This window comes from Acidovorax sp. Root402 (genome assembly GCF_001425125.1).
GTDB classification, from domain to species: Bacteria; Pseudomonadota; Gammaproteobacteria; order Burkholderiales; family Burkholderiaceae_C; genus Acidovorax; species Acidovorax delafieldii.
The window spans coordinates 269,141-291,892 of the sequence record NZ_LMDQ01000013.1; the positions used below are offsets into that span (position 1 = coordinate 269,141).

Annotated in this window: 17 protein-coding genes; 8 read left to right on the top strand and 9 right to left on the bottom strand. The window is 66.8% G+C overall.

The features are described 5' to 3' along the window. Nucleotides 1–31: 31 nt before the first annotated feature. From ASC83_RS08725 to ASC83_RS08740, 4 genes are read right to left on the bottom strand one after another with little or no spacing between them, the layout of a single operon-like run. Nucleotides 32–1,267: an ArgE/DapE family deacylase gene (locus ASC83_RS08725; RefSeq protein WP_056060755.1), complete on the bottom strand. Its 1,236-nt coding sequence runs from the start codon at nt 1,265–1,267 to the stop codon at nt 32–34. Further along, nucleotides 1,264–3,042, bottom strand: coding sequence for a 2-oxo-4-hydroxy-4-carboxy-5-ureidoimidazoline decarboxylase (gene uraD, locus ASC83_RS08730; protein WP_056060758.1), 1,779 nt, complete (start codon nt 3,040–3,042; stop codon nt 1,264–1,266). Before uraD ends, ASC83_RS08725 begins: the two co-directional genes overlap by 4 nt. A gap of 5 nt (nt 3,043–3,047) precedes the next feature. Then, nucleotides 3,048–4,028 (bottom strand): allantoinase PuuE, encoded by a 981-nt coding sequence (puuE, locus tag ASC83_RS08735; protein WP_056060762.1) that lies wholly within the window; start codon nt 4,026–4,028, stop codon nt 3,048–3,050. A gap of 13 nt (nt 4,029–4,041) precedes the next feature. Next, a complete protein-coding gene (locus tag ASC83_RS08740; protein WP_056060765.1) occupies nt 4,042–4,710 on the bottom strand; it encodes a GntR family transcriptional regulator in 669 nt (222 codons plus the stop codon). Between the two features lie 108 nt (nt 4,711–4,818). Between ASC83_RS08740 and uraH the strand changes: the two genes are divergently transcribed. Next, nucleotides 4,819–5,169, top strand: coding sequence for a hydroxyisourate hydrolase (gene uraH / locus ASC83_RS08745; protein ID WP_015012870.1), 351 nt, complete (start codon nt 4,819–4,821; stop codon nt 5,167–5,169). 49 nt (nt 5,170–5,218) lie between these two features. Here the strand turns inward: uraH and ASC83_RS08750 are convergent, their stop codons facing one another. After that, complete coding sequence (locus tag ASC83_RS08750; protein WP_082522390.1) at nt 5,219–5,767, bottom strand: hypothetical protein; 549 nt, start codon at nt 5,765–5,767, stop codon at nt 5,219–5,221. Between the two features lie 158 nt (nt 5,768–5,925). Between ASC83_RS08750 and xdhC the strand changes: the two genes are divergently transcribed. From xdhC to ASC83_RS23490, 3 genes are all read left to right on the top strand, one after another. Then, on the top strand, nt 5,926–6,753 hold the full coding sequence (gene xdhC / locus ASC83_RS08755) for a xanthine dehydrogenase accessory protein XdhC (RefSeq protein ID WP_056060767.1): 828 nt from the start codon (nt 5,926–5,928) through the stop codon (nt 6,751–6,753). Between the two features lie 199 nt (nt 6,754–6,952). Further along, nucleotides 6,953–8,197, top strand: coding sequence for a urate hydroxylase PuuD (locus ASC83_RS08760; protein ID WP_056060770.1), 1,245 nt, complete (start codon nt 6,953–6,955; stop codon nt 8,195–8,197). 186 nt (nt 8,198–8,383) lie between these two features. After that, nucleotides 8,384–8,716 carry a multidrug efflux SMR transporter gene (locus ASC83_RS23490; RefSeq protein ID WP_082522391.1) on the top strand — a complete coding sequence of 111 codons (333 nt, stop codon included), beginning with the start codon at nt 8,384–8,386 and terminating at the stop codon, nt 8,714–8,716. 172 nt (nt 8,717–8,888) lie between these two features. On the opposite strand, the gene ASC83_RS08765 is transcribed toward ASC83_RS23490, so the two are convergent. Continuing rightward, nucleotides 8,889–10,766 carry a phosphodiesterase gene (locus tag ASC83_RS08765; RefSeq protein ID WP_056060773.1) on the bottom strand — a complete coding sequence of 626 codons (1,878 nt, stop codon included), beginning with the start codon at nt 10,764–10,766 and terminating at the stop codon, nt 8,889–8,891. Between the two features lie 101 nt (nt 10,767–10,867). Here ASC83_RS08765 and ASC83_RS08770 point away from each other — a divergent pair, with 101 nt between their 5' ends. Next, nucleotides 10,868–12,223 (top strand): glycerate kinase, encoded by a 1,356-nt coding sequence (locus ASC83_RS08770; protein WP_056062069.1) that lies wholly within the window; start codon nt 10,868–10,870, stop codon nt 12,221–12,223. Between the two features lie 73 nt (nt 12,224–12,296). Here ASC83_RS08770 and ASC83_RS08775 read toward each other — a convergent pair whose 3' ends face one another. Next, entirely contained in the window at nt 12,297–13,337 is a 1,041-nt protein-coding gene (locus tag ASC83_RS08775) for a porin (RefSeq protein WP_056060776.1), read from the bottom strand. Between the two features lie 292 nt (nt 13,338–13,629). Between ASC83_RS08775 and ASC83_RS08780 the strand changes: the two genes are divergently transcribed. Further along, nucleotides 13,630–14,253 (top strand): Crp/Fnr family transcriptional regulator, encoded by a 624-nt coding sequence (locus tag ASC83_RS08780; protein ID WP_056060781.1) that lies wholly within the window; start codon nt 13,630–13,632, stop codon nt 14,251–14,253. Nucleotides 14,254–14,644: 391 nt separating this feature from the next. Beyond that, nucleotides 14,645–16,771, top strand: a complete 2,127-nt coding sequence (locus ASC83_RS08785; RefSeq protein WP_056060784.1) for a diguanylate cyclase domain-containing protein — start codon at nt 14,645–14,647, stop codon at nt 16,769–16,771. A gap of 871 nt (nt 16,772–17,642) precedes the next feature. On the opposite strand, the gene xdhB is transcribed toward ASC83_RS08785, so the two are convergent. After that, nucleotides 17,643–20,012 carry a xanthine dehydrogenase molybdopterin binding subunit gene (gene xdhB / locus ASC83_RS08790; protein WP_056060787.1) on the bottom strand — a complete coding sequence of 790 codons (2,370 nt, stop codon included), beginning with the start codon at nt 20,010–20,012 and terminating at the stop codon, nt 17,643–17,645. Beyond that, entirely contained in the window at nt 20,009–21,637 is a 1,629-nt protein-coding gene (locus tag ASC83_RS08795; protein ID WP_056062072.1) for a xanthine dehydrogenase small subunit, read from the bottom strand. The genes xdhB and ASC83_RS08795 overlap by 4 nt, the downstream gene beginning before the upstream one ends. A 104-nt stretch (nt 21,638–21,741) precedes the next feature. Between ASC83_RS08795 and ASC83_RS08800 the strand changes: the two genes are divergently transcribed. Continuing rightward, nucleotides 21,742–22,674 (top strand): LysR family transcriptional regulator, encoded by a 933-nt coding sequence (locus tag ASC83_RS08800; RefSeq protein ID WP_082522392.1) that lies wholly within the window; start codon nt 21,742–21,744, stop codon nt 22,672–22,674. Nucleotides 22,675–22,752: the final 78 nt, after the last annotated feature.

Genomic DNA, 22,752 nt, shown 5'->3' on the forward strand with positions numbered 1-22,752 from the left:
CTGCGTGCATTACTTACTGCCCTGTGGGACCTCAGGCGAGCAAGTCGCTCAATGTCCGTGCAATCACCTTGGTGGCGCGGCGCAGGTCTTCGAGCTGCAGGCGCTCGTCGGCGCGCTTGGCGTGCGATTCGAGGACCGTGCGGGGGCCTGCACCGTAAATCACGCCGGGAATGCCGCGCTCCACATACAGACGCACATCGGTGTAGAGCGGCGTGCCCACGGCGGGGACCGGTTCACCGATCACGACCTGGGCATGTTGCTGGATCGCATCGACCAGGGGCTTGTTGCCCGCCAGCGGCGTCATCGCATTCGCCAGCAGCAGGCGCTTGATCTCCACGCTGATACCGGCGCGCTCACCTGCAGCCTGTTCAATCACGCGGCGGATGCTGGCTTCAACCTCCACCGGGTTTTCCTCGGGGATCATGCGGCGGTCGAGCTTGAACATCACCTTGCCGGGTACGACGTTGGTATTGGTGCCGCCCTCGATGCGGCCCACGTTCAGGTAGGGGTGCTTGATCCCCTCGACCTTGGACGTGACCTTCTTGTACTCGTCGTTCTGTGCGTACAGCGCGTTCAGGATGTGCACGGCGCCCTGCAGGGCATCCACTCCGGTGTGGGGCACGGCGGCATGGGCCATCTTGCCGTGCACCGTCACTTCCATCTGCAGGCAGCCGTTGTGGGCGGTGACCACTTCGTAGCTGAAGCCGGCGGCAATCATCAGGTCGGGCTTTGTCAGTCCCTTTTGCAGCAGCCAGCCGGGGCCGAGTTCGCCGCCAAACTCTTCGTCGTAGGTGAAGTGCAGCTCTACCGCGCCCTGGGTGGGCCTGGCCACGGCTTCCAAGGCCCGCACGGCAAAGGTGAAGCTCGCAAAGTCGCTCTTGCTCACGGCGGTGGCGCGGCCGTACATGGCGCCATCGACGATCTCGGCGCCATAGGGGTCGTGTGTCCAGCCTTCGCCGGGCGGCACCACGTCACCGTGGGCGTTCAGGGCGATGGTCCTGCCGCCGCTGCCGTACGGTCTGCGCACGATGAGGTTGGTGATGGATTCCATGCCGTAGGCCAACACATCGGCGGCGGGCACGGCGTGCTTTTCGGCCTCGTAGCCAAAGTCCTTCAGCAGCTCGGCGGTGCGCTCCGCATGAGGCGCATTGTTGCCGGGGGGCGTGTCGGTGGGTACGCGCACCAGGGCCTGCAGAAAGCGCACTTCTTCGTCAAAGTGCTGGTCGATCCAGGCGTCCAGCGCGGCGTGGTGGTTCGGGGTGGTCATGGTTGTTGTTCCTCGGCAAGCTGGTGCAGCACCTGGGTGAAGGCGTCCACGGCCAGCTGCATGTCGTTGTTGGTGGTGGATTCGAGCGGGTTGTGGCTGATGCCGGAGTTTTCTCCGCGCACAAACAGCATGGCCTGCGGCATGATTTCGTGCAGCTTCATGGCATCGTGGCCTGCCCCACTGGGCATGCGGAACACGGGCACGCCCAGGTGGTCCACCGCGCGCTCCCAGTGGTGCTGCAGGGCCGGGGCGCTGGGGGCGGCGGCGGCGCGCATGGATTCCTCCAGCGTGTAGCGCAGGCCGCGCCGGGCAGCGATCTGGCCCAGCTGGTCCAGCACATCGCGCACCAGTGCGTCCCGTTGCGGATCGGTGGGCGCACGCAGGTCCAGGCTGAACTGGCAGCGGCCCGGCACCACATTGATGGAGCCGCCGGGCACGTTGAGCAGGCCGATCGTGCCCACTGAGTCCCCGTCCTGGGCGGCGCGCTGCTCGATGTACAACGCCAGCTCTGCCACAGCCACGGCCGCATCGCGGCGGCGGTCCATGGGGGTGGTGCCTGCGTGGCTCGCGGTGCCGATCATCTCGCCCACAAACCGCACACCCCCATTGATGGAGGTGACCACGCCCAGCGGCAGATCCAGCTCGTTGAGCACCGGGCCCTGTTCGATGTGGACTTCAATGAAGCCCAGGTACTGCGCCGGGTCGCGTTGCAGCTTGGCAATGTCGTCAATGCACAGACCCGCGTGCTGCATGGCCGCGCGCATGGTCACGCCGTCCGCATCCTTCTGGTCCAGCCAGGCCGGGTTGAAGTGCCCGATGAGCGCGCCCGAACCCAGAAAGGTGGCCTTGTAGCGCTGGCCTTCTTCTTCTGCAAAGGCAATCACCTCGATGCCGAACGGCAGGCGCCGGCCCGCGCGGTGCAGTTCGCGCACGCAAGCCATGGGCACAAAGATGCCCAGGCGCCCGTCATACTTGCCGCCATTGCGCACGGTGTCGTAATGCGAGCCCGTCATGAGGTACCTCGCCCCGGGCGTTGCGGCGCGATACCGCCCTACCACGTTGCCCACGGCGTCCACCTCGACCTCGTCAAAGCCGCAGTCGCGCATCCAGTGGCTGATGCGCTGGGCGCAGGCCCGGTGGGCGTCGGTGAGGTAGGTGACGGTGAGCTGGCCCTTTTCGGCAAAGCCGGGGTCGGAGTGTTCGGCCAGCTTTTCATGCCAGTCCCACACGTCATTGCCCAGCACAGGTTCGGCGGCGAACTTGTCGTTCAGCCGGATCTCGGCGATGCGGTGGATGTTGCGCAAGGCCTCTGCCACCTCGAACTCCGGGTGGTTGTCGAGCCGCCGCGCAAAGGTGTCGATGATCTGTTGCTTGTTCAGCCCCGCGCCGCGCGGTCCGCGCACGGCCAGAATGAAGGGGAAACCAAAGCGTGCGTTGTAGTCGGCATTGAGCTGCTGGATGCGCGCAAATTCTTCGGGCGTGCACTGCGTCAGGCCCGCCTTGGACTGCTCGTTGGTCGATTCGGCGGTGAGGCTTTTCGCCACCATGGCCTTGCCCGCGAGCTCGGGGTGGGCGCGGATCAGGCCCAGCTGCGCCTCGGTGCTGGCGGTGCGCACCGCGTGGGCCAGGGCGTGCTTGAGGTGTGCCAGCGAGCGGAATGGCCGCTGCGTGAGCGCCTGCTCTGCAATCCAGGGGGAATGCTCGTACACGCCGTCCAGTGCCTCGAGGGCCTGCGCGGGCGTGGCGGCATTCAGTTGGTCAAGGGTCCATGCCATGGTCGTCAGGCCTTTGTGGTGGGGTAGGGGTGCACGGCCTTCCAGTGGCGCGCGATGTCGATGCGGCGGGCCACCCACACCTTGTCATGCTGTGCAATGTGGTCCAGAAAGCGCTGCAGCGCCGTGATGCGGCCCGGGCGGCCCAGCAGGCGGCAGTGCATGCCAATGCTCATCATCTTGGGCGCGTTGTCGCCGGCCGGATCGCCCTCGGCATACAGCGCATCGAAGGTGTCCTTCATGTACTGGAAGAACGGATCGGCGTGCGAATAGCCCTGGGGTAGCGCAAAGCGCATGTCGTTGCAATCGAGCGTGTAGGGCACGATGAGCTGGGGCACCACGCTGCCGTCGGTCTTTTGCACCTTCATCCAGAAGGGAAGGTCGTCGCCGTAGTAGTCGCTGTCGTATTCAAAGCCGCCGTAGTCGGCCACCAGGCGGTGGGTGTTAGGGCTGTCGCGGCCGGTGTACCAGCCCAGGCCGTGCACCTGGCCTTCCGAGCCTCCTCGTGGGCCCGTCAGGCGCTCGATGATGGCCATGGCCTCGGCCATGTGCGCGCGCTCGATGTCTTCGGGGATGTGCTGGTAGTGGATCCACTTGAGGCCATGGCAGGCAATCTCGTGGCCCAGCTCCACAAAGGCTGCAGTGAGGTCAGGGTGGCGTTGCAGGGCCGTGGACACGCCAAACACCGTGAGGGGCAGCTGGCGCTTTTCAAACTCGCGCAGGATGCGCCACACGCCAGCGCGCGACCCGTATTCATAAATGCCTTCCATGCTCATGTGCCGCTCGGGGTAGCTGGCCGGGTTGAACATTTCGGACAGGAACTGCTCGCTGCCCGCATCGCCATGCAGCACCGCGTTTTCGCCGCCCTCTTCGTAGTTCAGGACGAATTGCACGGCAATGCGCGCGCTACCGGGCCACTGCGCATGGGGCGGGGTCTTGCCGTAGCCAATAAGGTCGCGGGGGTAGGCCTGGGTGGTGTCGTAGATCATGGTGGGGTGGTTTTCAAGAGGCCAGGGCGGCGGCCAGATCGCTGGCAGGGCGCTTGCGGTCAAAGGTCAGGCTCGCTTCGACATGTTCGAGGTGGCTTTGCATCAGGGCAACGGCACGTTCTTCGTCGCGCGCGGCCAGGGCCGCCACGATGTCGGCGTGCTCCTCGTGCGAGTGTTCGGCGGCGCTGGCCGACTGGTACATCAGCGTGATGAGGGCACAGCGCGAGATCAGGTCGCCCAGCATCTGCGCCAGCACCTCGTTGCCCATCAGTTCGGCCATGCGCACATGAAAGTCGCCCAGCAACTCGGTGCGGGTGCTGGCGTCCTGCGTGCCCATGGCGGTCTTTTCGCTGGCCACGTGGGCGCGCAGGGCCTTGAGCTTGGCGGGCGTCACGCTGCGCACAAAGGCGCGGGTCATTTCGGTTTCCAGCATGCGGCGCACGGCAAACACCTGGCGTGCCTCCTCGACCGAGGGCGTGGCCACAAATGCGCCCCGTGCGGGCTCCAGCGTGACCAGCCGGTTTTGCGCCAGCTGGAACAGCGCCTGGCGCACCAGCGTGCGCGACACGCCAAAATGGTCGGCCAGCTTTTGCTCGGCCAGCTTGGTACCGGGTTGCAGGCGGTGCTCTACGATGGCGCGGGTCAGCGCTTCAACAATGGCGCTGGTCGAGGAAGATTCCATGGCTGCATGATACGGTGGATGGTGAAAAGTGTATACACTTTTGGTCTACACGCTGCGATCTGGCAATCGTCGCCGATTGGACAGACTCTTACTTCAGGAGATTCCCCCATGGGATTGAGCACCCACGTTCTGGACACCATGAACGGCTGCCCTGCGGCCGGCATGGAAGTGGCCCTGTATTCCACCGACGGCGACAACGCCACCCTCATCAAGCGCCTGGTGCTGAACCACGACGGCCGCACCGATGCGCCGCTGTTCGACAACGCCAGCCTGCGCACCGGCACCTACCGGCTGCGCTTTGATGTGGCGGGTTACTTCAAGGCCCGGGGCGTGCAGCTGCCCGAGCCGAATTTTCTGAACCAGGTGAGCCTGGACTTCGGCATTGCGCATGCCGACCAGCACTACCACGTGCCGCTGCTGGTCAGCCCCTGGAGCTATTCGACCTACAGAGGCTCGTAGCAAGCGCTGCCAGAAGGCGGAAGCGGCCTAGCCGCTCAGGGGGATGTCGCTACAGCTGCCCTTCGGTCAGCGTATCGAGCTGAAAGTGCCCGCTCTTGTCCCACAGCCAGGTCTCGGTGTACGTGACCTTGCCCATGCGGGCCGGGACAGGGAACGGGGCTGCAGCGCGCACTGTGCGCTCGATCTCGGTGACCACCTCGGGGGCATGGCGCGGGGCGCGCATCCAGTGCAGGCGGGTGATCTTGCCCGCGCGGTCGATGTCGAGCTGCAGCACGCCAATGGCATACAGCTGCGGCGGCAGTTTGCCTTTGAAGATGCGTTCGCGGTTCAGGCCATACAGGTGCGTGGCGGCATCCTGGCGGTAGGCCAGCGGTGTGGCAGCGGCCGAGGGGCGCGCAGACCCGGCCGTGGCGGGCACGGGGCCCTTGACGCCGCTGGCATCGGGGCCGGTGGAGGGGACGCTGTCGGGCGCGGGGGCTGGCGTGGGCTCTGGCGGGGACTTGCAGGCCGAGACCAGCGCCGCACCCACGGCCATGATGCCTGCCAGCAACCAGTGGCTGCGCTTTCCGGTGGAGCGGGGAGAGGGCGTGTCGGGCATGGTGTGAAAGGTTCCTGAGGCTGCGGGCACGATAACCCAGCGGCGAAGGTGGTACGTTACAAAATGACGACGGCTGCAAAGGGGATGCAGCAGCAGACTCACCGGAGGGTGAGCCGCTTGCCTGGCCCCGTTTTGCGTCCGTTAAGAAAAGGATCGCGGTGACAAATTTGCAAATGCTGCTGGACGGCCTGGGGGCCGCGCCAGCCTGTCTGGTGACCGTGGAGTCTACCCAAGGGTCCGTGCCCCGGGAGCGCGGCGCCTGGATGGCGGTATTTGCCGACCAGCTGGTGGGCACCATCGGCGGCGGGCATCTGGAGCTGCAGACGATTGCCGAGGCGCGCCGCCGCCTGGCGGGCGGGCCGGTGACGGCGCTTGGGCCGATGCGGTTTGCGCTGGGCCCGGCGCTGGGCCAGTGCTGCGGCGGGGTGGTGCACCTGGGGTTTGAGCTGCTTACGGCGCAAGACGCCCCGGGGCTGGCCCAGCGCCTCACACCCAACGTGCACCCGGTGGCCCTGTTTGGTGGCGGGCATGTGGGCCACGCGCTGGCCCGCGTGCTGGCGCCACTGCCCTTTGCCCTGACCTGGATCGACAGCCGGGATGGCATCTTCCCGCCCGACCCGCCGGAGGGCGTGGTCTGCGAACACTCGGAGCCGGTGCAATTGGCCGTGCCCCGCCTGGCACCCGGCAGCCGCGTGCTGATCATGAGCTTCAGCCACGCCGAAGACCTGGACGTGGTGGCCGCCTGCCTGCGCCGCCAGCGCGAGCAGGGCGACCTGCCGTTCATCGGGCTGATCGGCAGCCAAACCAAGTGGGCCACCTTCAGCAACCGCCTGCATGGGCGCGGGTTCGCGCCCGAGGAGCTGGCGCAGGTGACCTGCCCCATCGGCATTCCCGGCATCGGGGGCAAGGAGCCCGAGGTGATTGCCGTGGCCGTGGCAGCGCAGTTGCTGCAGACGCTACCGCCCATGCCAAAGGCCGGGAAATGAGGGTAACTCCGGCCCCGAATGCCCCAGGTTGGGGCTGGAATCGGGAACAATTCCTGCATACACTTTGACGTACCGGTCGCAGCGGTGCCCCGGCCAGCAACCCAATGGCCAAGGTGCGCGACCTCAATGTCTGCTCAGAGCGCCCGCAGTGGTGAGCAGGTTTGCTGTTGTGGCGCGCACGCGCTACCAAGGTTGAGATATGGAAAGCTACTTTCTCGACTGGGCCAACCTGCTTTTGCGCTGGGTCCATGTCATTACGGCCATCGCCTGGATCGGCTCGTCGTTCTATTTCGTTTTTCTGGACAGCAGCCTCACGCCGCCTGAGGACGAAGACCTCAAGAAACAAGGTGTGAGCGGCGAGCTCTGGGCCGTGCACGGCGGCGGGTTCTACCACCCCGTCAAGTTCGCGGTGTCGCCGCCGCAGTTGCCCAAACACCTGCACTGGTTCTTCTGGGAGAGCTACAGCACCTGGATCAGCGGGTTTGCGCTGTTCACCGTGTCCTACCTCTACAGCGCCAGCACCTACCTCATCGACAAGTCGCGCATGGACTGGGCGCCCGCCACCGCCATCGTGGTGGCGCTGGGCTTCTTTGTGGTGTTCTGGCTGCTGTACGACGCCATCTGCCGCATCTTCGGTCAGCGCAAGAACGGCGACGCCATTGTGGGCGCGCTGGTCCTGGTGCTGGTGTGCGTGGCCTCGTGGCTGGCCTGCCACTGGTTTGCGGGCCGTGCGGCCTTCCTGCTGGTGGGGGCGATGATCGCCACATCCATGAGCGCCAACGTGTTCTTCTGGATCATCCCTGGCCAGCGCACCGTCATCAGCCAGATCAAGGCCGGCCAGCCCGTGGACCCGATCCACGGCAAACGCGGCAAGCAGCGCAGCGTGCACAACACCTATTTCACGCTGCCGGTGCTGTTTGCCATGCTGAGCAACCACTACAGCTTCACCTGGAGCCACCCGCAAAACTGGCTGGTGCTGATCCTGATGATGTTCGCGGGCGCGGCCATCCGCCAGTTCTTCGTGATGCGCCACGGCTACAAGCTGGGCCGCAACGGCAACCCGCTGCCGTATGCGCTGGTGGGTGTGGCCGTGATCGTGGGCGCCATTGTGTGGATGCGCCCCGCACCGGTGGCCACCCCCGTGGTGAATGCTCCTGTTTCAGGAGCTGCCAGCGCAGATAAAAACGGCGCTAGCAGCCAAAATGACTTCAAGGCCGTGCAGGCGGTGCTGGAACAGCGCTGCTACATGTGCCACGGCGAGCAGGTGCAGATGAAGAACCTGCGGCTTGATTCGCCCGACAGCGTGAAGCAACACGCCCAGGCCATCTACCAGCAGGCCGTGGTGCAAAAGCTCATGCCCATGAACAACGCCACGGGCATTACCGATGCGGAGCGTGCGTTGATTGGGAAGTGGTTTGAGGCAGGGGCTGCAACGGGGCCTTGAATGTGTTGAGTGCCGCGGCAATCGGCCATAAGCAGTCGCTCACAGAATCGCCAGGAAGCGGACGTGGCTCGACTGAGCCTTAGGCTGTTTCGGCGCGCCTCTGATACTCTCCAATACCGATCCGGGGTACCGCTCTTAGAACCTCTGGCCGCGCTCGGTATAGGCGCCTGGCTTGAGAGGTGCTCTGTGCGTGACTCAACCTTTGCCTGGCTTGTACTGGCGGCAAGCGTGCTCTCGGAAGTCGTTGGAACCATTGCACTCCGCTATGCGGATGGCTTCACACGTATTTTCCCTTCCGTCCTTTCAGGGCTTTGTTATTCCGCCGCTATCTGGCTTATGGCAATCGCCGTCCGGCATATGGAAGTCGGACTTACCTATGCGGTATGGGCGGGAAGCGGAACAGCTTTGACGGCGGTGCTCGGAATGCTCTGGTTTGGTGAGTCGGCGAGCTTCCTTCGACTGGCCGGTCTAAGCTTCATTGTTTTGGGCGTCATTGCTTTGAACTTGAGTGCCCGATAGGTCGCCGGACACGCATTTTCAAAGACTGATTCACGCTTCAGGGAACGGCTGCAAAGGGACCGAAGCGGACTTGTTTGCCTCAAGCCGAGCAGCTTCGAGGACCCAATGCCGGCAAGCCAGAACCCCGTTTTTGCTTTGGTGTTGCGTCCTTGGGGCGCGATCCAAACAGGTCCTACGCCGCCAGCACATCCTGCAGCGCCCGCGTGGCAGCCACCGCCCCCAGGCTGGATTCGGTGAAGCCGCCATGCAGCACCACTCCCGTGGATGCCTGCTTCGCCTCATGTTTGGCCACGGCGGCCAGGTTGGCCACTTCTTCGGCGTGCCGAAAGCGCCCGGGCGTGATGCGCACCGCGCCGATGGCCAGCGTGGTGCACGGAAAGAACCGCTGCACGCCATGCCGGTCCTCGGCATGGATGCCGCCTGCCAGCCGTGCGCTGTCGTCAAACAGCGTGACGGCCTCGCGTGCGAACTCGTCCACGATGTTCTTGCAGCGCTGCAGCCAGTTGCTGCTCTGGAAGATCAGCATGAAGTCGTCCCCACCCACATGGCCCACAAAGTCGCTGCGCGCGTCGCAGTGTGCCGTGGCCAGGCGCGCCACCAGGCGGATCATCTGGTCGCCGCGCCAGTAGCCGTAGTGGTCGTTGAAGGGCTTGAAGTTGTTCAGGTCCGCATAGCACGCCACGAACTCGGTGCCGCTTTCCAGCAAGCGCTGGATGTGCAGGCTGATGGGGATGTTGCCTGGCAAAAAGGTGAGCGGATTGGCGTGGCGCGCGGCCTCGATACGGGTCTCGGTCACGGCGCGCACCAGCTGGTCGCCGGTGCCCAGGCCCAGGTAGCGGCCGTTGTCGGTGACGATGTAGCCGTCGCTCAGGTAGCGCTGGTCCTGCGAGGTGAGGATGCCCACGAGCTGGTCCACATCGCAGTCCAGCTCGACCACGCGCGGCGCCAGGTTGGCAAACGCCAGGCAGGACTTGCGGCCATGCACCTCGCGGAAGTACGGCGTGGCGTAATGATTCATGAACTGCTGGCGGTTGATGAGGGCCACGGGGCGCGACCCGTCCACCACCGCCAGCGCGTGCAGGTCCGTGTGCTGGCGGAACAGGGCGGCCACGGCATCGTTGTTGGTGGCGGGCGCTGCGGTGGGCGCCTGCACCACCAGCAGGCTGCGCAGGATGCCTGGGCGCGCGGTCTGCCCCAGGTGCGGCAGCACGGCCACGCGGCGGTCGTGCATCACCTCCAGCGCCGCGTCGTCCACCGCCTCGCGCGGCGCCATGGCCGGGCGGCCCAGCAGCCAGCCCTGGCCCAGGGGGATGTCCAGGTCGCGCAGCGCGCGCAGGTCGTCGCGGGTTTCGATGCCTTCGGCGATGAGCTGGGTGCCGAACACGTCGGCAATGCCCTTGATGGCCTGCAGCATCTGCAGGTTCTCGGGGTGGTCGCTGATGTCGCGGATGAAGTATTTGTCGATCTTCACGAAGTCGGGCTTCACCTCGGACCACAGCCTGAGGCTGGAGCGGCCATCGCCAAAGTCGTCCAGCGCCAGCCGCGCGCCGCAGGCATGCACGGCCTTGATGGCCTGGCGCAGCTGGGGCATGTCGGTCACGCGTTCGTGTTCGGTGATCTCCAGCACCAGCATGCGGGCGCTCAGGCCCAGGCTGCGCACGGTGTTGCCCAGCTCGGTGGCGCCGATCAGCTGGACGCCATGCACCAGCGCATCGGCGCTGATGTTCACAAACAGCCGGCCCGGCGCGTCGTGGCGCCCCCATTGCTCCAGTGCGGTGTAAACGCACAGCAACTCAAAGTCCCTCAGGATGCCCTCGCGGCGGGCCAGCTCCAGCAGTTTGTCGGGGGTGTGCAAGGGGGTGTTCTGCGGCCCCCGGATCAGTGCCTCGTGCGCGTACACCTGGCCCTCGCGCAGGTCGGCCAGGGGCTGGAACACGCAGTACAGCCCGCCCTCGCGCATCAGCCGCGCCAGGGGGCCGGTGCCCTGGCGGGCGGCGGGCGATAGCAGCGCCATCATCGCCTCCAGTCGGCTCCATGGGGTGTTGTGCATGGCTGTTGTGGGTCCCTGAGCAAGGGTGCCGACGATACCGGTGGCGTGTGACAGGCTGGTTACAGCAACGTGACTGGTACTACCGCTGCACAATGCGCGGCATGCACCCAGAAACCCAGCCAGCCAGTCCCTCCCTGCCGGACTACCGCACCCATCCCCGCGCCTTTCTGAAGGCGCTGTTTGATGCCGCAGTGCACAGCGCACAACCCCTGCACGGCATGCGCCAGTGGCTGCCCCAGCCGCCCAGCCGCGAGAGCGGGGGCCGCACCCTGGTGCTGGGCGCGGGCAAGGCGGGGGGCGCCATGGCCCAGGCACTGGAGGCCCTGTGGCCGCAGGACGCGCCCCTGTCGGGCCTGGTGGTCACCCGCTACGGGCATGTGCCGCCCCGGCCTGCGGGCGTGCCGCAGCGCATCGAGGTGGTCGAGGCCGCGCACCCCGTGCCCGATGCGGCGGGGCTGGCCGCGGCGCAGCGCATTCTCGATCTGACCCAGGGGCTGACGGAGCACGACCTGGTGCTGTGCCTGATCTCGGGCGGGGGCTCGTCCCTGCTGACCTTGCCCTGCGACGGGGTGACGCTGGAAGACAAGCAGCGCATCAACCGCGCCCTGCTCGACAGCGGCGCGCACATTGGCGAGATGAACTGCGTGCGCAAGCACCTCTCGCGCATCAAGGGCGGGCGCCTGGCGGCGGCCTGTGCGCCAGCGCGCGTGGTCACGCTCACCATCAGCGACGTGCCCGGCGACGACCCGTCGGTGATCGCCAGCGGCCCCACCGTGCCGGATGCCACCACCTGCGCCGATGCGCTGGCCATTCTGGCGCGCTATGGCATCGAGGTGCCCCCGGCCATCCGCACTGCGCTGGAGGCAGGCCGCCTGGAGACGCCCAAACCCGGCGACGCGCGCTTTGCCGGGCATGCCGTGCATCTGATCGCCACGCCGCAGCAGGCGCTGGAGGCCGCGGCCGCGCTGGCCCGTTCGGCGGGGCTGCCTGCGCATGTGCTGTCGGATGAGATCGAGGGCGAGTCGCGCGAAGTGGGCAAGGTGCATGCGGCGCTGGCCCGCGCGGTGGCGCGGCGCGGCCAGCCGTTTGCGGCGCCGTGTGTGATCCTGTCGGGGGGGGAGACCACCGTCACCGTGCGTCCGCGTGCACCCGGTGTGCCCCGGGGGCGGGGCGGGCGTGCGGGTGAGTTTTGCCTGGGCCTGGCGCAGGCGCTGCAGGGCGAGCCCGCCGTGTGGGCGCTGGCGGCCGACACCGACGGCATCGACGGCAGCGAAGACAACGCGGGGGCCTTTGTGTGCCCCGACACGCTGGCGCGCGCAGGCGCTGCAGGCCTGCGCATCGACGACCACCTGGCGCGCAACGACGCCTGGGGATTTTTTGCGGGGCTGGACGACCTGCTGGTCACCGGCCCTACGCACACCAACGTGAACGATTTTCGGGTGCTACTGATTTTGTAGCTGCTCAGGCGTATTGCAGTAGCGCCTGGGGCCGCTGGGGCTTGAAAAAGGCCCCGGGCGCCCTGTGCAGGCCTCAGAACCGGTGGCGGATGCCCACGCCGAAGCTGTTGCCCTTGGTCTGGTTGGTGATGCGGTCGTTCATGGCCATCACGTACACATCGGTGCGCTTGGACAGGAAGTAGTCATACCCCACGGTGAAGGTCTTGCGCGAGATGTCGGTGGCCGTCATCTTGGTCTGCGCCCACGATGCCAGCACCTTGCCGGTGGCGCCTGCGGGCACCGACACGCCCAGCTGCGTCGTCTTGGCCTTGTTGGTGGTGTTGTCGGCCTTGGCCTGGCCGTAGCTCGCAAAGGCCTTCACGATCGCAAAGTCATACGCGCCGCCCAGCATCCAGTCGGTCTTGGTGGTGCCCAGGTAGGTGCTGGGCACGGCGGGGTTGCTCATCTGGTCGCGCTCGTAGAAGCCGGTGAGGGTGATGGGGCCGTTGAAGTACAGCGCGTTGATGCCCACGTTCTTCTTGCTGCTGTCGCCCGCCACCTCTCCAAACTGGTAGTGCAGGTTGGCGGTCAGGCCGCCCAGGTTGGGCGTGCTGTAGATGATTTCGTTGGACCAGCCGGTGTCGGACGGCGTGGTCGAACCCCAGCCCGTGCCGTTGAACAGAGGCACGTTCATGTGCAGGATCAGCGGTGCAAAGGTGAACGAGTCGCCCAGCGGGTTCGACAGGATGGACGGCAGGAAGTTGGGCGCCAGACCGCGCCCCACGGTCACGGTGCCCCAGCTGTCGCTCAGGCCCACGTTGGCATCGCGCGAGAAGAACGTGTCGTTGGCAAATCGGCCCTGGATGCCGCTGTCCACCTTGATGAAGGAGGTGAGCGCAAAGTTGGCCTTGAGCCCGCCGCCCAGGTCTTCGGTGCCCTTGAATCCGAACCACGACGTGGTCATGCCGCCGCTGTTGACCACCTTGCTGCTGCCGGCGTCACCGGCGTTTTTCATGGAGCCCACAAACACATCGGTCAAGCCCATCAGCTGGACGGAGCTCTGGGCCTGGGCGCCGGTGGAGCACAGCAGGGCGCCACCGAGCGATAGAGACAGTGCAATCAGGTTTTTTTTCATGGAGTGATTCCTGGGGATGAAAGCGCCGGAGGTCCGGCGGGTGCAAGGGGAGACGCGGCCCCTGTTGCACCGTGGTGCAGGGCGGGGCCCGCCGTTGGGGCATCGCAAGTTCCATGCCCTAGTGCAACACCTGTTTACATACTTTTTGGCCGGGTCAGGGCGCACCCATGCACGTTGCTGGCGCAGTTTTCGTGTGTTTTGGCGCAAACCTGGGGCGCGCGGGGCGGGCGACATGGTGCGGCTTTGATGTGGCTCAATGCCACGGGCGCAGCCGCACGGCACAGTGGCTTCCATGCTGCCATCTACCCTTTTTTCTCTGCCCGCTGACACCGAGGTGATCGCCCCCGGCGAAGTGCTGCGCAGGCGCAATGAGGTGCTGACGACGGTGCTGCACCTCGAAAACGGCCGTGTGCTGCGCGGTGTGCTGGACGACGGTTTCCTGCGCCACCAGCTCGGTGCCGTCGAGGGGCCGTTCTGGCTCGACGCCGCGTCGGCCCTGATGGGCCTGCCGCTACCGGTGGACATGGTGGCCGACACGCGCGTGCATGTGCGGCGCATCCCCATCGAAGAGTTTCGCCGCAGCCTGGCCGCCATGCCTGCGGGCGCGCGCGGGCTGCTGCTGGACATGGCGCAGGGCTACCGGCAGCAGTCCGAGCTGGCCGTGAGCCGCCTGGCACAGGACGCCGAATCGCGCTGCGCGCAGTGGCTGCTGAACCACGCCCAGCCCGACCACAGCGGTGCCATGCAGGTCACCCTGCACCAGCGCAAACGCCTGATTGCGGCGCAGCTGGGCATTGCGCCCGAAACCTTCTCGCGCGTGCTGCGCCACCTGCGCGAGCTGGGCCTGATCCACGGCACCGGCAATGTGCTGGCGCTACCCCAACCACGGGCATTGCAGTCGATGGCGGGCTGCTGACACAGCGTTCTTGACACCGCGCTCTCGACGCCCTGCAGCGACTGTCGGGTTGCGCCAGCCGGCAGCCACGGACTGCCCTTGCGTTGCATTTGCTGACAAGCCCCGCACCCCGGGGTGATGCGCCTTTGGCTGGTGGCACGTTCTGCCTGGCTATGGGAGCTGGCACCACGCTGCAGGGCCCTTGCCGCAGTCCGCTTTCATCCCTCCACACACCCTTCCCGTTCCCTTCCCGCACCCCGACGGGCTCAGGGTTTTTCCTTGGCTTTACCCAAGGGTTCCACCCAAGCCCCCGGGCACAGGCCCTGCGTATATTTGTTGGGACATGTCTGCCATGACCCGTCCCCATGCCGAACTTTGAGTGTGCCCATCAGCCTGCAGGGGGGAAGCGTCCATGACGCCGCCGCCCGGCCCCAAGGCAGCCCCGGACCTTGATCCGGGCTGGCTGGTGCCCGGCGCCCTGGTGCTGCGGCTGATGCTGGTGGCGGCGCTGGCGGTGGCGCTTTCGGGGGCGGTGGCCGCCTGGCTGGTGACACGGGCCTCCGGGCAGGAGGCCATGCGCCGGGTGGTGAGCCAGCAGACCGACGAGGTCGAGGTGGTGGCCCGGTTGCTGGCCAGCAAGATCGAACAAAGCCAGAAGGTGCTGCGCACCGTGGCCGCAGGCATCACACCGGCGATGCTGGAGTCACCCTCGTCGCTGGAATGGCTGCTGCAGCAGGGCCTGCCTGCGGTGCAGTTCTTCGACACCATGCAGGTCGCCCGCGACAACGGCGAACTGCGCCTGAATTTGCGCGCCGGTCAGATCGAAAAGGCCGCGGACCTGGACCCCACCGAACGCGATGCCCTGCGCCGCACCCTGGTCGATGGCAAGCCCCTGGTGTCCGAGCTGATCGCCGGCCGCCGGGGCGAGGCGCGGGTCATGTTCACCATGCCGTTGCACCGCGAAGACGGCACGGTGGTGGGCGTGGTGGCAGGGGCGTTGCGCCTGCAATCCCAAAGCCTGCTGCCACCGTCGATGACGCTGCCCGCCCGCGATGACTCGCAGCTCATCGTCTTCACCCGCGACGGCACCATCCTGTCGCACTCCGACCCCACCCGCGTGCTGGGCCAGGTGCGTGATGAAGTGGGCCTGGCCCCGGTGTACACGCGCTGGCAAAGCCAGGCCCAGCCGGTGGTGGGGCGGGGCATGACCCATGTGCAGTCCGACCACATCGTGAGCATGGCGGGCATGCCGCTGCCGCAGTGGATCGTGGCGCGCGTGAGCCAGTCGCAGGCGCTGCTGGCACCGCTGCGCGGCGCCCAGCGCGAAGCCTGGTGGCTGGCGGTGGCCAGCATGGTGCTGTGCATGCTGCTGGCGGTGGCGCTGATGGGCTGGATGGCCCAGCCGCTGGCGCAGCTGACCTTCAAGGCGCGCCAGTTGCTCAGGACCAGCGCGCGCCAGCAGCCTGCGCAAGATGTGCATTGGCCCCGCGCAGGCGGCGAGGTGGGCGAACTGGTGCGAGTGTTCCAGGGTCTGGTGCAGCAGGGCAGCCTGCAGCAGTCGCGCAAGGACACGGTGGTCGGCCAGTTCCAGGCCGTGCTGGACAGCGCCCCGGTGGGCATCGTCATCACCCGCCACGGCATGCTGGAGGTGGTGAGCCACCAGGCCTGCGTGATGCTGGGCTACAGCGCGCACGAGCTGCAGGGCCGCCCCGCGCGCATCCTGTACGCCAGCGACGCCGACTATGCCCAGGTGGGCGATCGTGTGCGCGCCGAGGTGGCGGCGCACGGCGCGTTCGACGGCGATGTCTGCTTTTTGCGCAAGGACGGCACCCCCGTGTGGGCCCGCGTGCAGGGCCAGGGTGTGCGCCCCGAGGAGGTGCACGGTGGCACCGTGTGGATTCTGGAAGACATCACCGCCGCGCGCGAGGCCCAGGTGCAGCAGTCCTGGGGCCGCGCGCACGACGCGCTGACGCAGCTGTACAACCGCGCCGCGTTTGACGAGCGCCTGGGTCAGCTGATGGCGGAGCGGTCGGCCCGTCAGCGCCCTGTGGCACCCGCCGCCGATGAGGAGGGCGGTGAGACCCAGGGCGACGGCGTGGTGCTGTTCCTCGACCTGGACCATTTCACCGTGGTCAACGACATTGCGGGCCATGACGCGGGCGACGATGTGCTGCGCCACGTGGCCCGGCTGCTGGCGTCCCATGTGCGCCAGATCGGCTGGGCGGCGCGCCTGGGGGGGGACGAGTTTGCGGTGGTGCTGCCCGGCTGCGCTCTGGCACGCGGCCAGGCCGTGGCCGAGCAGTTGCGTGCAGCGGTGCGTGCGTGGGAGCCGTCGTACCAGGGGCGCAGTTTTACGCTGGGGGTGAGCATTGGGCTGGTGGTGCTGGACGCCAGCTTGCAGGATGTGCCGTCGGTGTTGTATGCGGCGGACATGGCTTGTTATGACGCCAAGCGGGCGGGGCGCAACCGGGTGGAGACGCGGCATGCGAGGGATGCGTCGGTGACTTCTTCGGGGCGGATGGCTTTGGGGCCTGTTTGAGGGCTTTTGGGCTGGATGCGCTAGTGGGATATAGGCTGGTAGCTATTGATTTTGTAGTGTCTGGTCATTGTGCTGATTGGGCTGCTTGCCTGTGTTGAGGGCGGAGGCCGGGAGTCGCCCGGCGTGCGAGTAACTTTCTTTTGCTTCGCCAAAAGAAAGTCACCAAAGAAAAGGCGCCCCCCAGTCTGCGACCCCTTCGCGTTGCGAAGGGGCAAACCTGCGGCGGGGCGGCTGCGAGGTGCGCCGTGGAACTCGCTTTGCGCTGCCGCGCGCCGCTCAGACAGCCACGGCGAGTCAGTTCACGAAGCATGGGCGCTCCGACGCCCATGCTCACCCCGCAACCGCCCCGCCGCAGGCGCAGCCAGCAGGGGGGTGGACAGCCGAACATCCAAACAGCCAAGCAGCCAAGCAGCCAAGCAGCCGAACAGCCGAACAGCCGAACAGCCGAACAGCCGAACGGGCCATTGCTGCGCTCGGCCCCACCTCGCGGGCGCAAGCGCCACGCGCTGCGCAGCCTGGGCCGAGCGAAGCAATGGCCCGTGTGGAAGTTCTGCCCCCAGTGCCCCTGTGGATGCGCCGAGGAGCGCAGGGTTTGGCGGATCAGGGCTCGCGTGTGTCTGAGCGACGCGCAGCGGCGCGAGTTGAGCGAGACCCCCGCCAAACCCGAGCACCGCAGGTTGCCCCGTAGCGTCAGCGCAGGGGACGCAGACAGCGGGGTCGCCTTTCTTTTGGGCACTTTTCTTTGGCGAAGCAAAGAAAAGTGCCTCGCCTGCCGGGCGACTCCCGGCCTCCGCCCTTAACAAAGGCATGCGACTCAGTCAGCGCACACAACCAAACACTACAAAATCAATAGCTACCAACCCATATCCCATTACCGCCAGAAGCCAAAAACGTCACTTCCCAACCGCCCCAACGCCTTCAGCACATTCTCCGCAGTCGCCGGCGCCGTCAACACCACTGGCGCCGCAGCATCCACGCCGCTACGCCCCGCTGCCACCGCATTGCGCAGCGCCTCGTACACGCTGATCGCCAGCATGAACGGCGGCTCCCCCACCGCCTTGCTGCCTCCCACGTTGTCCTCCCGATTCGCCTCGGGCCACAGGTGGACGTTGAAGTGCGCCGGAATGTCGCCCGTGGCGGGAATCTTGTAGGTGCTGGGCGCGTGGGTGGCGAGGGTGCCCTTGTCGTTCCACACCAGCTGCTCGGTCGTCAGCCAGCCCATGCCCTGCACAAAACCGCCCTCGATCTGGCCGATGTCGATGGCCGGATTGATGCTGTGGCCCACGTCGTGAAGGATGTCCACCTTCAGCACGCGGCTCTCGCCGGTCAGGGTGTCGATGGCCACCTCGGTGCAGGCGGCGCCGTAGGCAAAGTAGTAGAACGGGCGCCCGGTGAGGGTGGTCTTGTCGTAGTGGATCTTGGGTGTGCGGTAAAAGCCGTCGCTCCACAACTGGATGCGGTTGGCGTACGCGGTCTGCACCACCTCTTCAAAACTGCGCACCGTCTTGGGCGAGATCACCTGGCCGCCTGCAAACCGGATCGCGCCTGCGCCGCAGCCGTCCAGCCCACACACGAACGAGGCCAGGTTGTCGCGCACGTTGCGCGCGGCATATTGGGCGGCGCGGCCGTTCAGGTCGGTGCCGCTGCTGGCCGCAGTGGCGCTGGCGTTGGGCACCTTGCTGGTGTCGCTGGCCGTCACCAGCACGCGGTGCAGGGGCACGCCCAGCTCGTCGGCCACGATCTGCGCCACCTTGGTGTGCAGGCCCTGGCCCATTTCGGTGCCGCCATGGTTTACCTGCACGCTGCCATCGGTGTACACGTGCACCAGCGCGCCCGCCTGGTTGAACAGCGTCGCCGTGAAGCTGATGCCGAACTTGACGGGCGTGATGGCCATGCCGCGCTTGATGACGGTGTTGTGCGCGTTCCAGTCCGCAATCTCGGCCTGGCGTTGGCGGTAGTGCGAGGTCTGCTCCAGCGTGGGCAGCAGTTCGTGCAGGATGTTGTCTTCCACCGCCATCTGGTAGTGGGTGACGTGGCGGCCCGTGCTCGCGTCCTTGCCGTACAGGTTGGCCAGGCGCACGTCCTGTGCGTCCAGGCCCAGCGCACGCGCGATGTCGCCCAGGATGGCCTCGATCACGATCACGCCCTGCGGGCCGCCAAAGCCGCGGAAGGCGGTGTGGCTCTGCGTGTTCGTCTTGCAGCGGTACGACGCGATCTCGACATCGCTCAGGTAATACGCGTTGTCGGCATGGAACACCGCGCGGTCGGCCACGGGGCCCGACAGGTCGGCGCTGAAGCCGCAGTTGGCGGCCATCTGGAGCTTCAGGCCCGTGATGCGGCCCGTGCCGTCAAAGCCCACGTCGTACTCGTACGCAAACGGGTGGCGCTTGCCGGTGACCATGAAGTCCTCGTCCCGGTCCAGCCGCAGCTTGATGGGGCGGCCCAGCTTGTTCGCGGCCACGGCGGCCCACACAGCCAGGTGCCCGGCCTGGGTCTCCTTGCCGCCAAAGCCACCACCCATGCGGCGGCATTCCACCTTGACCGCGTGGTTGTCGATGCCCAGCGCGTGCGCCACCCAGTGCTGCACCTCGCCGGGGTGCTGCGTGCTGGAGTAAATCCACCACTGTTTTTGCTCCAGCGGCATGGCGTAGGCGATCTGGCCTTCCAGATAGAAATGCTCCTGGCCGCCGACTTCAAACGCTCCCTGCATGCGGTGCGCCGATTGCGCGAGGCCGGTGGCCGCATCGCCCCGGCGCACAAACACCGGCGGCAGCACATAGCTTTGCGCCTTCAGCGCGTCCTGCACCGTCAGCACGGCGGGCAGGGGGGTGATGTCGAGCTTCACGGCCCGCACCGCGCGGCGCGCCTGCATGACCGAGTCGGCCACCACCAGGCCGATCACCTGGCCGACGAACTGCACACTGTCCAGCGCAAACACGGGCTCGTCGTGCCCGAACGCGGCCAGGATCTTGTCGCCGGGCACGTCGCTGGCCAGCACCACGCCGCGCACGCCGGGCAGCGCGAGGGCGGCGGTGGCATCCACCCCGTTCAGGGTGCCGTGGGCCACGGTGGAGAGGATGGGCGCTGCGTACAGCGTGCCCTTCACCTCCGGCAGGTCGTCGATGTAGTGCGCGGCGCCCGCCACCTGGGCGCGGGCGCTTTCGTGGATGTGCGACTGGCCCATGGCGGCGCGGGTGGGCGCGGGCAGGGCGGTCTCTGCGATGGTGTGTGGGGCGTTCATACGGCGGCCTCCAGCGTCAAGGTGTCCAGGCTGACCGAGGGTTGGCCCTGGCTCTCCAGCCAGTAGCGCTGCAGCAGGCTGCCCAGCACCTGGCGGCGGTAGGCACCGCTGGCGCGCATGTCGGAGATGGGGCTGAACTCGGCCTGCAGCACCGCAGCGGCACGCTGCGCGGTGGCCTCGGTCCAGGGCTGGCCGGTCAGCGCGGCTTCGGTCTGCCGCGCACGGGCCGGTGTGGCAGCCACGCCGCCTGCGCCGATGCTGGCGCGCTGCACGGTGCCGCCTGCGATGTCGAGGTTGAGCACCAGGCAGACGGCTGAGATGTCGTCGTCAAAGCGCTTCGAAATCTTGTATGCCCGCAGCTGTTCTTGGGCAGAAGGGCGGGGCACCACGATGCGCACCAGCAGCTCATCGGCCGCCATCACGTTTTGCCGGTAGCCGGTGTACAGGTCTTCCAGCGGCAGCTGGCGCTCGCCCCGGGCCTGGCTTGCCAGTACCACCTGGGCGCGCAGGGCGATCAAGAGTGGCATGGAGTCGCCAATGGGCGAGCCGTTGGCCACGTTGCCGCCCAGCGTGCCCGAGTTGCGCACGGGCAGCCCCGCAAACCGTGTGGCAAATCGATGCAACTGCGGCCACTGTGCGGTGAGGGCTGCAAACGCGTCGGTCAGCGTGACGGCAGCGCCGATGTGGATGGCGTCGGGGTGCTGTGCCACCTGCCGCAACTCGGCCGCGCGGGTCACGTCCAGCACCTGGGTGTACTGCTTGTGCTGCTTGGTCACCCACAGCCCCACGTCGGTACAGCCCGCCACCACCTGGGCGCCCGGGTGGGCGGCGCGGGCTGCGAGCAGTTCTGGGAGGGTGGAGGGCGCGATATACGCCGAATCGGCCGCTTGCGCTAGTGCACCATGCCGAAGCAGCTTCAATTTTTGTAGCACTTCAGCCTCGTTGACCGCCATGCCGGGCAGCGATGCCATCTGCTGGGCGGCATCAAGGATGGGGCGGTAGCCAGTGCAGCGGCACAGGTTGCCCGAGAGTTCTTCCTGCGCCAGTTCGCGGGTGATGGGTTGGCCGTGGCGGACGTGGTCGAGCGCCGACGGGCCGCCCCTAGGCGCGAGGGCCCCGGGCGCACGGGAGTCCGGGGGGCCTTCCCCGGATGGGGGCAGCGAACCACACGCAGTGGGGAGCGTGGGGGCAATGTGCCTTTGGTACATGCCGAACAGGCTCATGACAAAACCGGGGGTGCAGAACCCGCACTGCGACCCGTGGCACTGAACCATGGCCTCTTGGGCAGGGTGCAAGGTGATCGCTTGCCGCGCCGCAGCGGGGGCGTCGCCCACCGGCTGGATCAGCGGGTCTTCGGCCAGGTCCTCCACGGTCCACAGCGCCATACCGTCCACCGAATGGGCCAGGCGGATGCAGCTGTTCACGGCGCTGTAGTGCAGCTGGCCATCGCGTTCTTCGCCCAGTACCACGGTGCAGGCGCCACAGTCGCCTTCGCCGCAGCCCTCCTTGGTGCCGGTGTTGCCCAGGTCTTCGCGCAGCACCTCCAGCAGAGTGCGGTCGGGTGGTACATTGCCCAGCGCCACGGGCTGGCCTCGGCGCAGGAATTGCAAGGGTCTTGTTGTCATGACAAACGCCACTTCGATCTTTGATGGAAAGGTTCAGCAGAGGGTAGAACGCAGTACCGTTACCGGCATATGCGCAAGCTTATGGCACCCATGCCCCCACCGCTATGAGAGACCACGCCCTTTTCGACAAGATAGACCTCCATCTCATAAGGGTCTTGCACACCGTGCTCACAGAACGCAGCGTATCGAGGGCCGCCGTCCGCCTGGGCATGCACCAGCCGGCGGTGTCGGCTGCGTTGAAAAGGCTGCGCGACCTGTCGGGCGACCCGCTGCTGGTGCGCTCCGGCGCCAGCATGATGCCCACCGACGCCGCACTGCGCATGGTGGAGCCTGCAGGCGCCATTTTGCGGGCGGCCGAGGCACTGTTTTCGGACGCGCGCGGGTTTGATCCGCGCACGGCCACCCGCACCTTCCGCGTGGCGGCCAGCGACTACCTCGACCCACTCTTTCTGCCCCAGCTCGTGGCCCGCATCAAGGTCGAGGCGCCCCTGTGTCCGATCGAGATCCTGCCCCTGTCGGCCGACGCGCACTACCACGCGCACTTGGCGCAGGGCGACGTGGACGTGGTGATCGGCAACTGGCCCCAGCCGCCGGACGACCTGCACATGGGCCGCCTGTTTGGCGACGAGGTGGTGTGCCTGGTCGGCAAGGACCACCCTGCCGTGCGGCGCGGCTGGGACGTGGAGAGCTGGCTGGCCGCCGAGCACATCGCCCCCACGCCCACCCACCCTGGCGCGCGGGGCGTGATCGACGCCCACCTGGACAGCCTGGGCATGCAGCGCCACATCACGGCGCGCTGCGCGCATTTCAGCCTCATCCCCAGCATCGTGGCATCGAGCTTGCTTGTGCTGACCACGGGCCGCCAGTACTGCGAGCGGTATGTGGACCAGCTGCCCCTGGCCATCCTGCCGTGCCCGGTGCCCTTTCCCCGGCTCATGTATTACCAGTTGTGGCATGCCCGCACGCACCACTCGGCGGCGGCCGCCTGGCTGCGAGATTGCGTGAAAACCGTGGCTGCTTCGCTACGAAAAGAATAGCTGCTTGAGCATGCTGAACAAGCGCCATGAGGTATTTTCATTCTTATAACAAGTTGTAAAACTGAGAGACAATCCCCG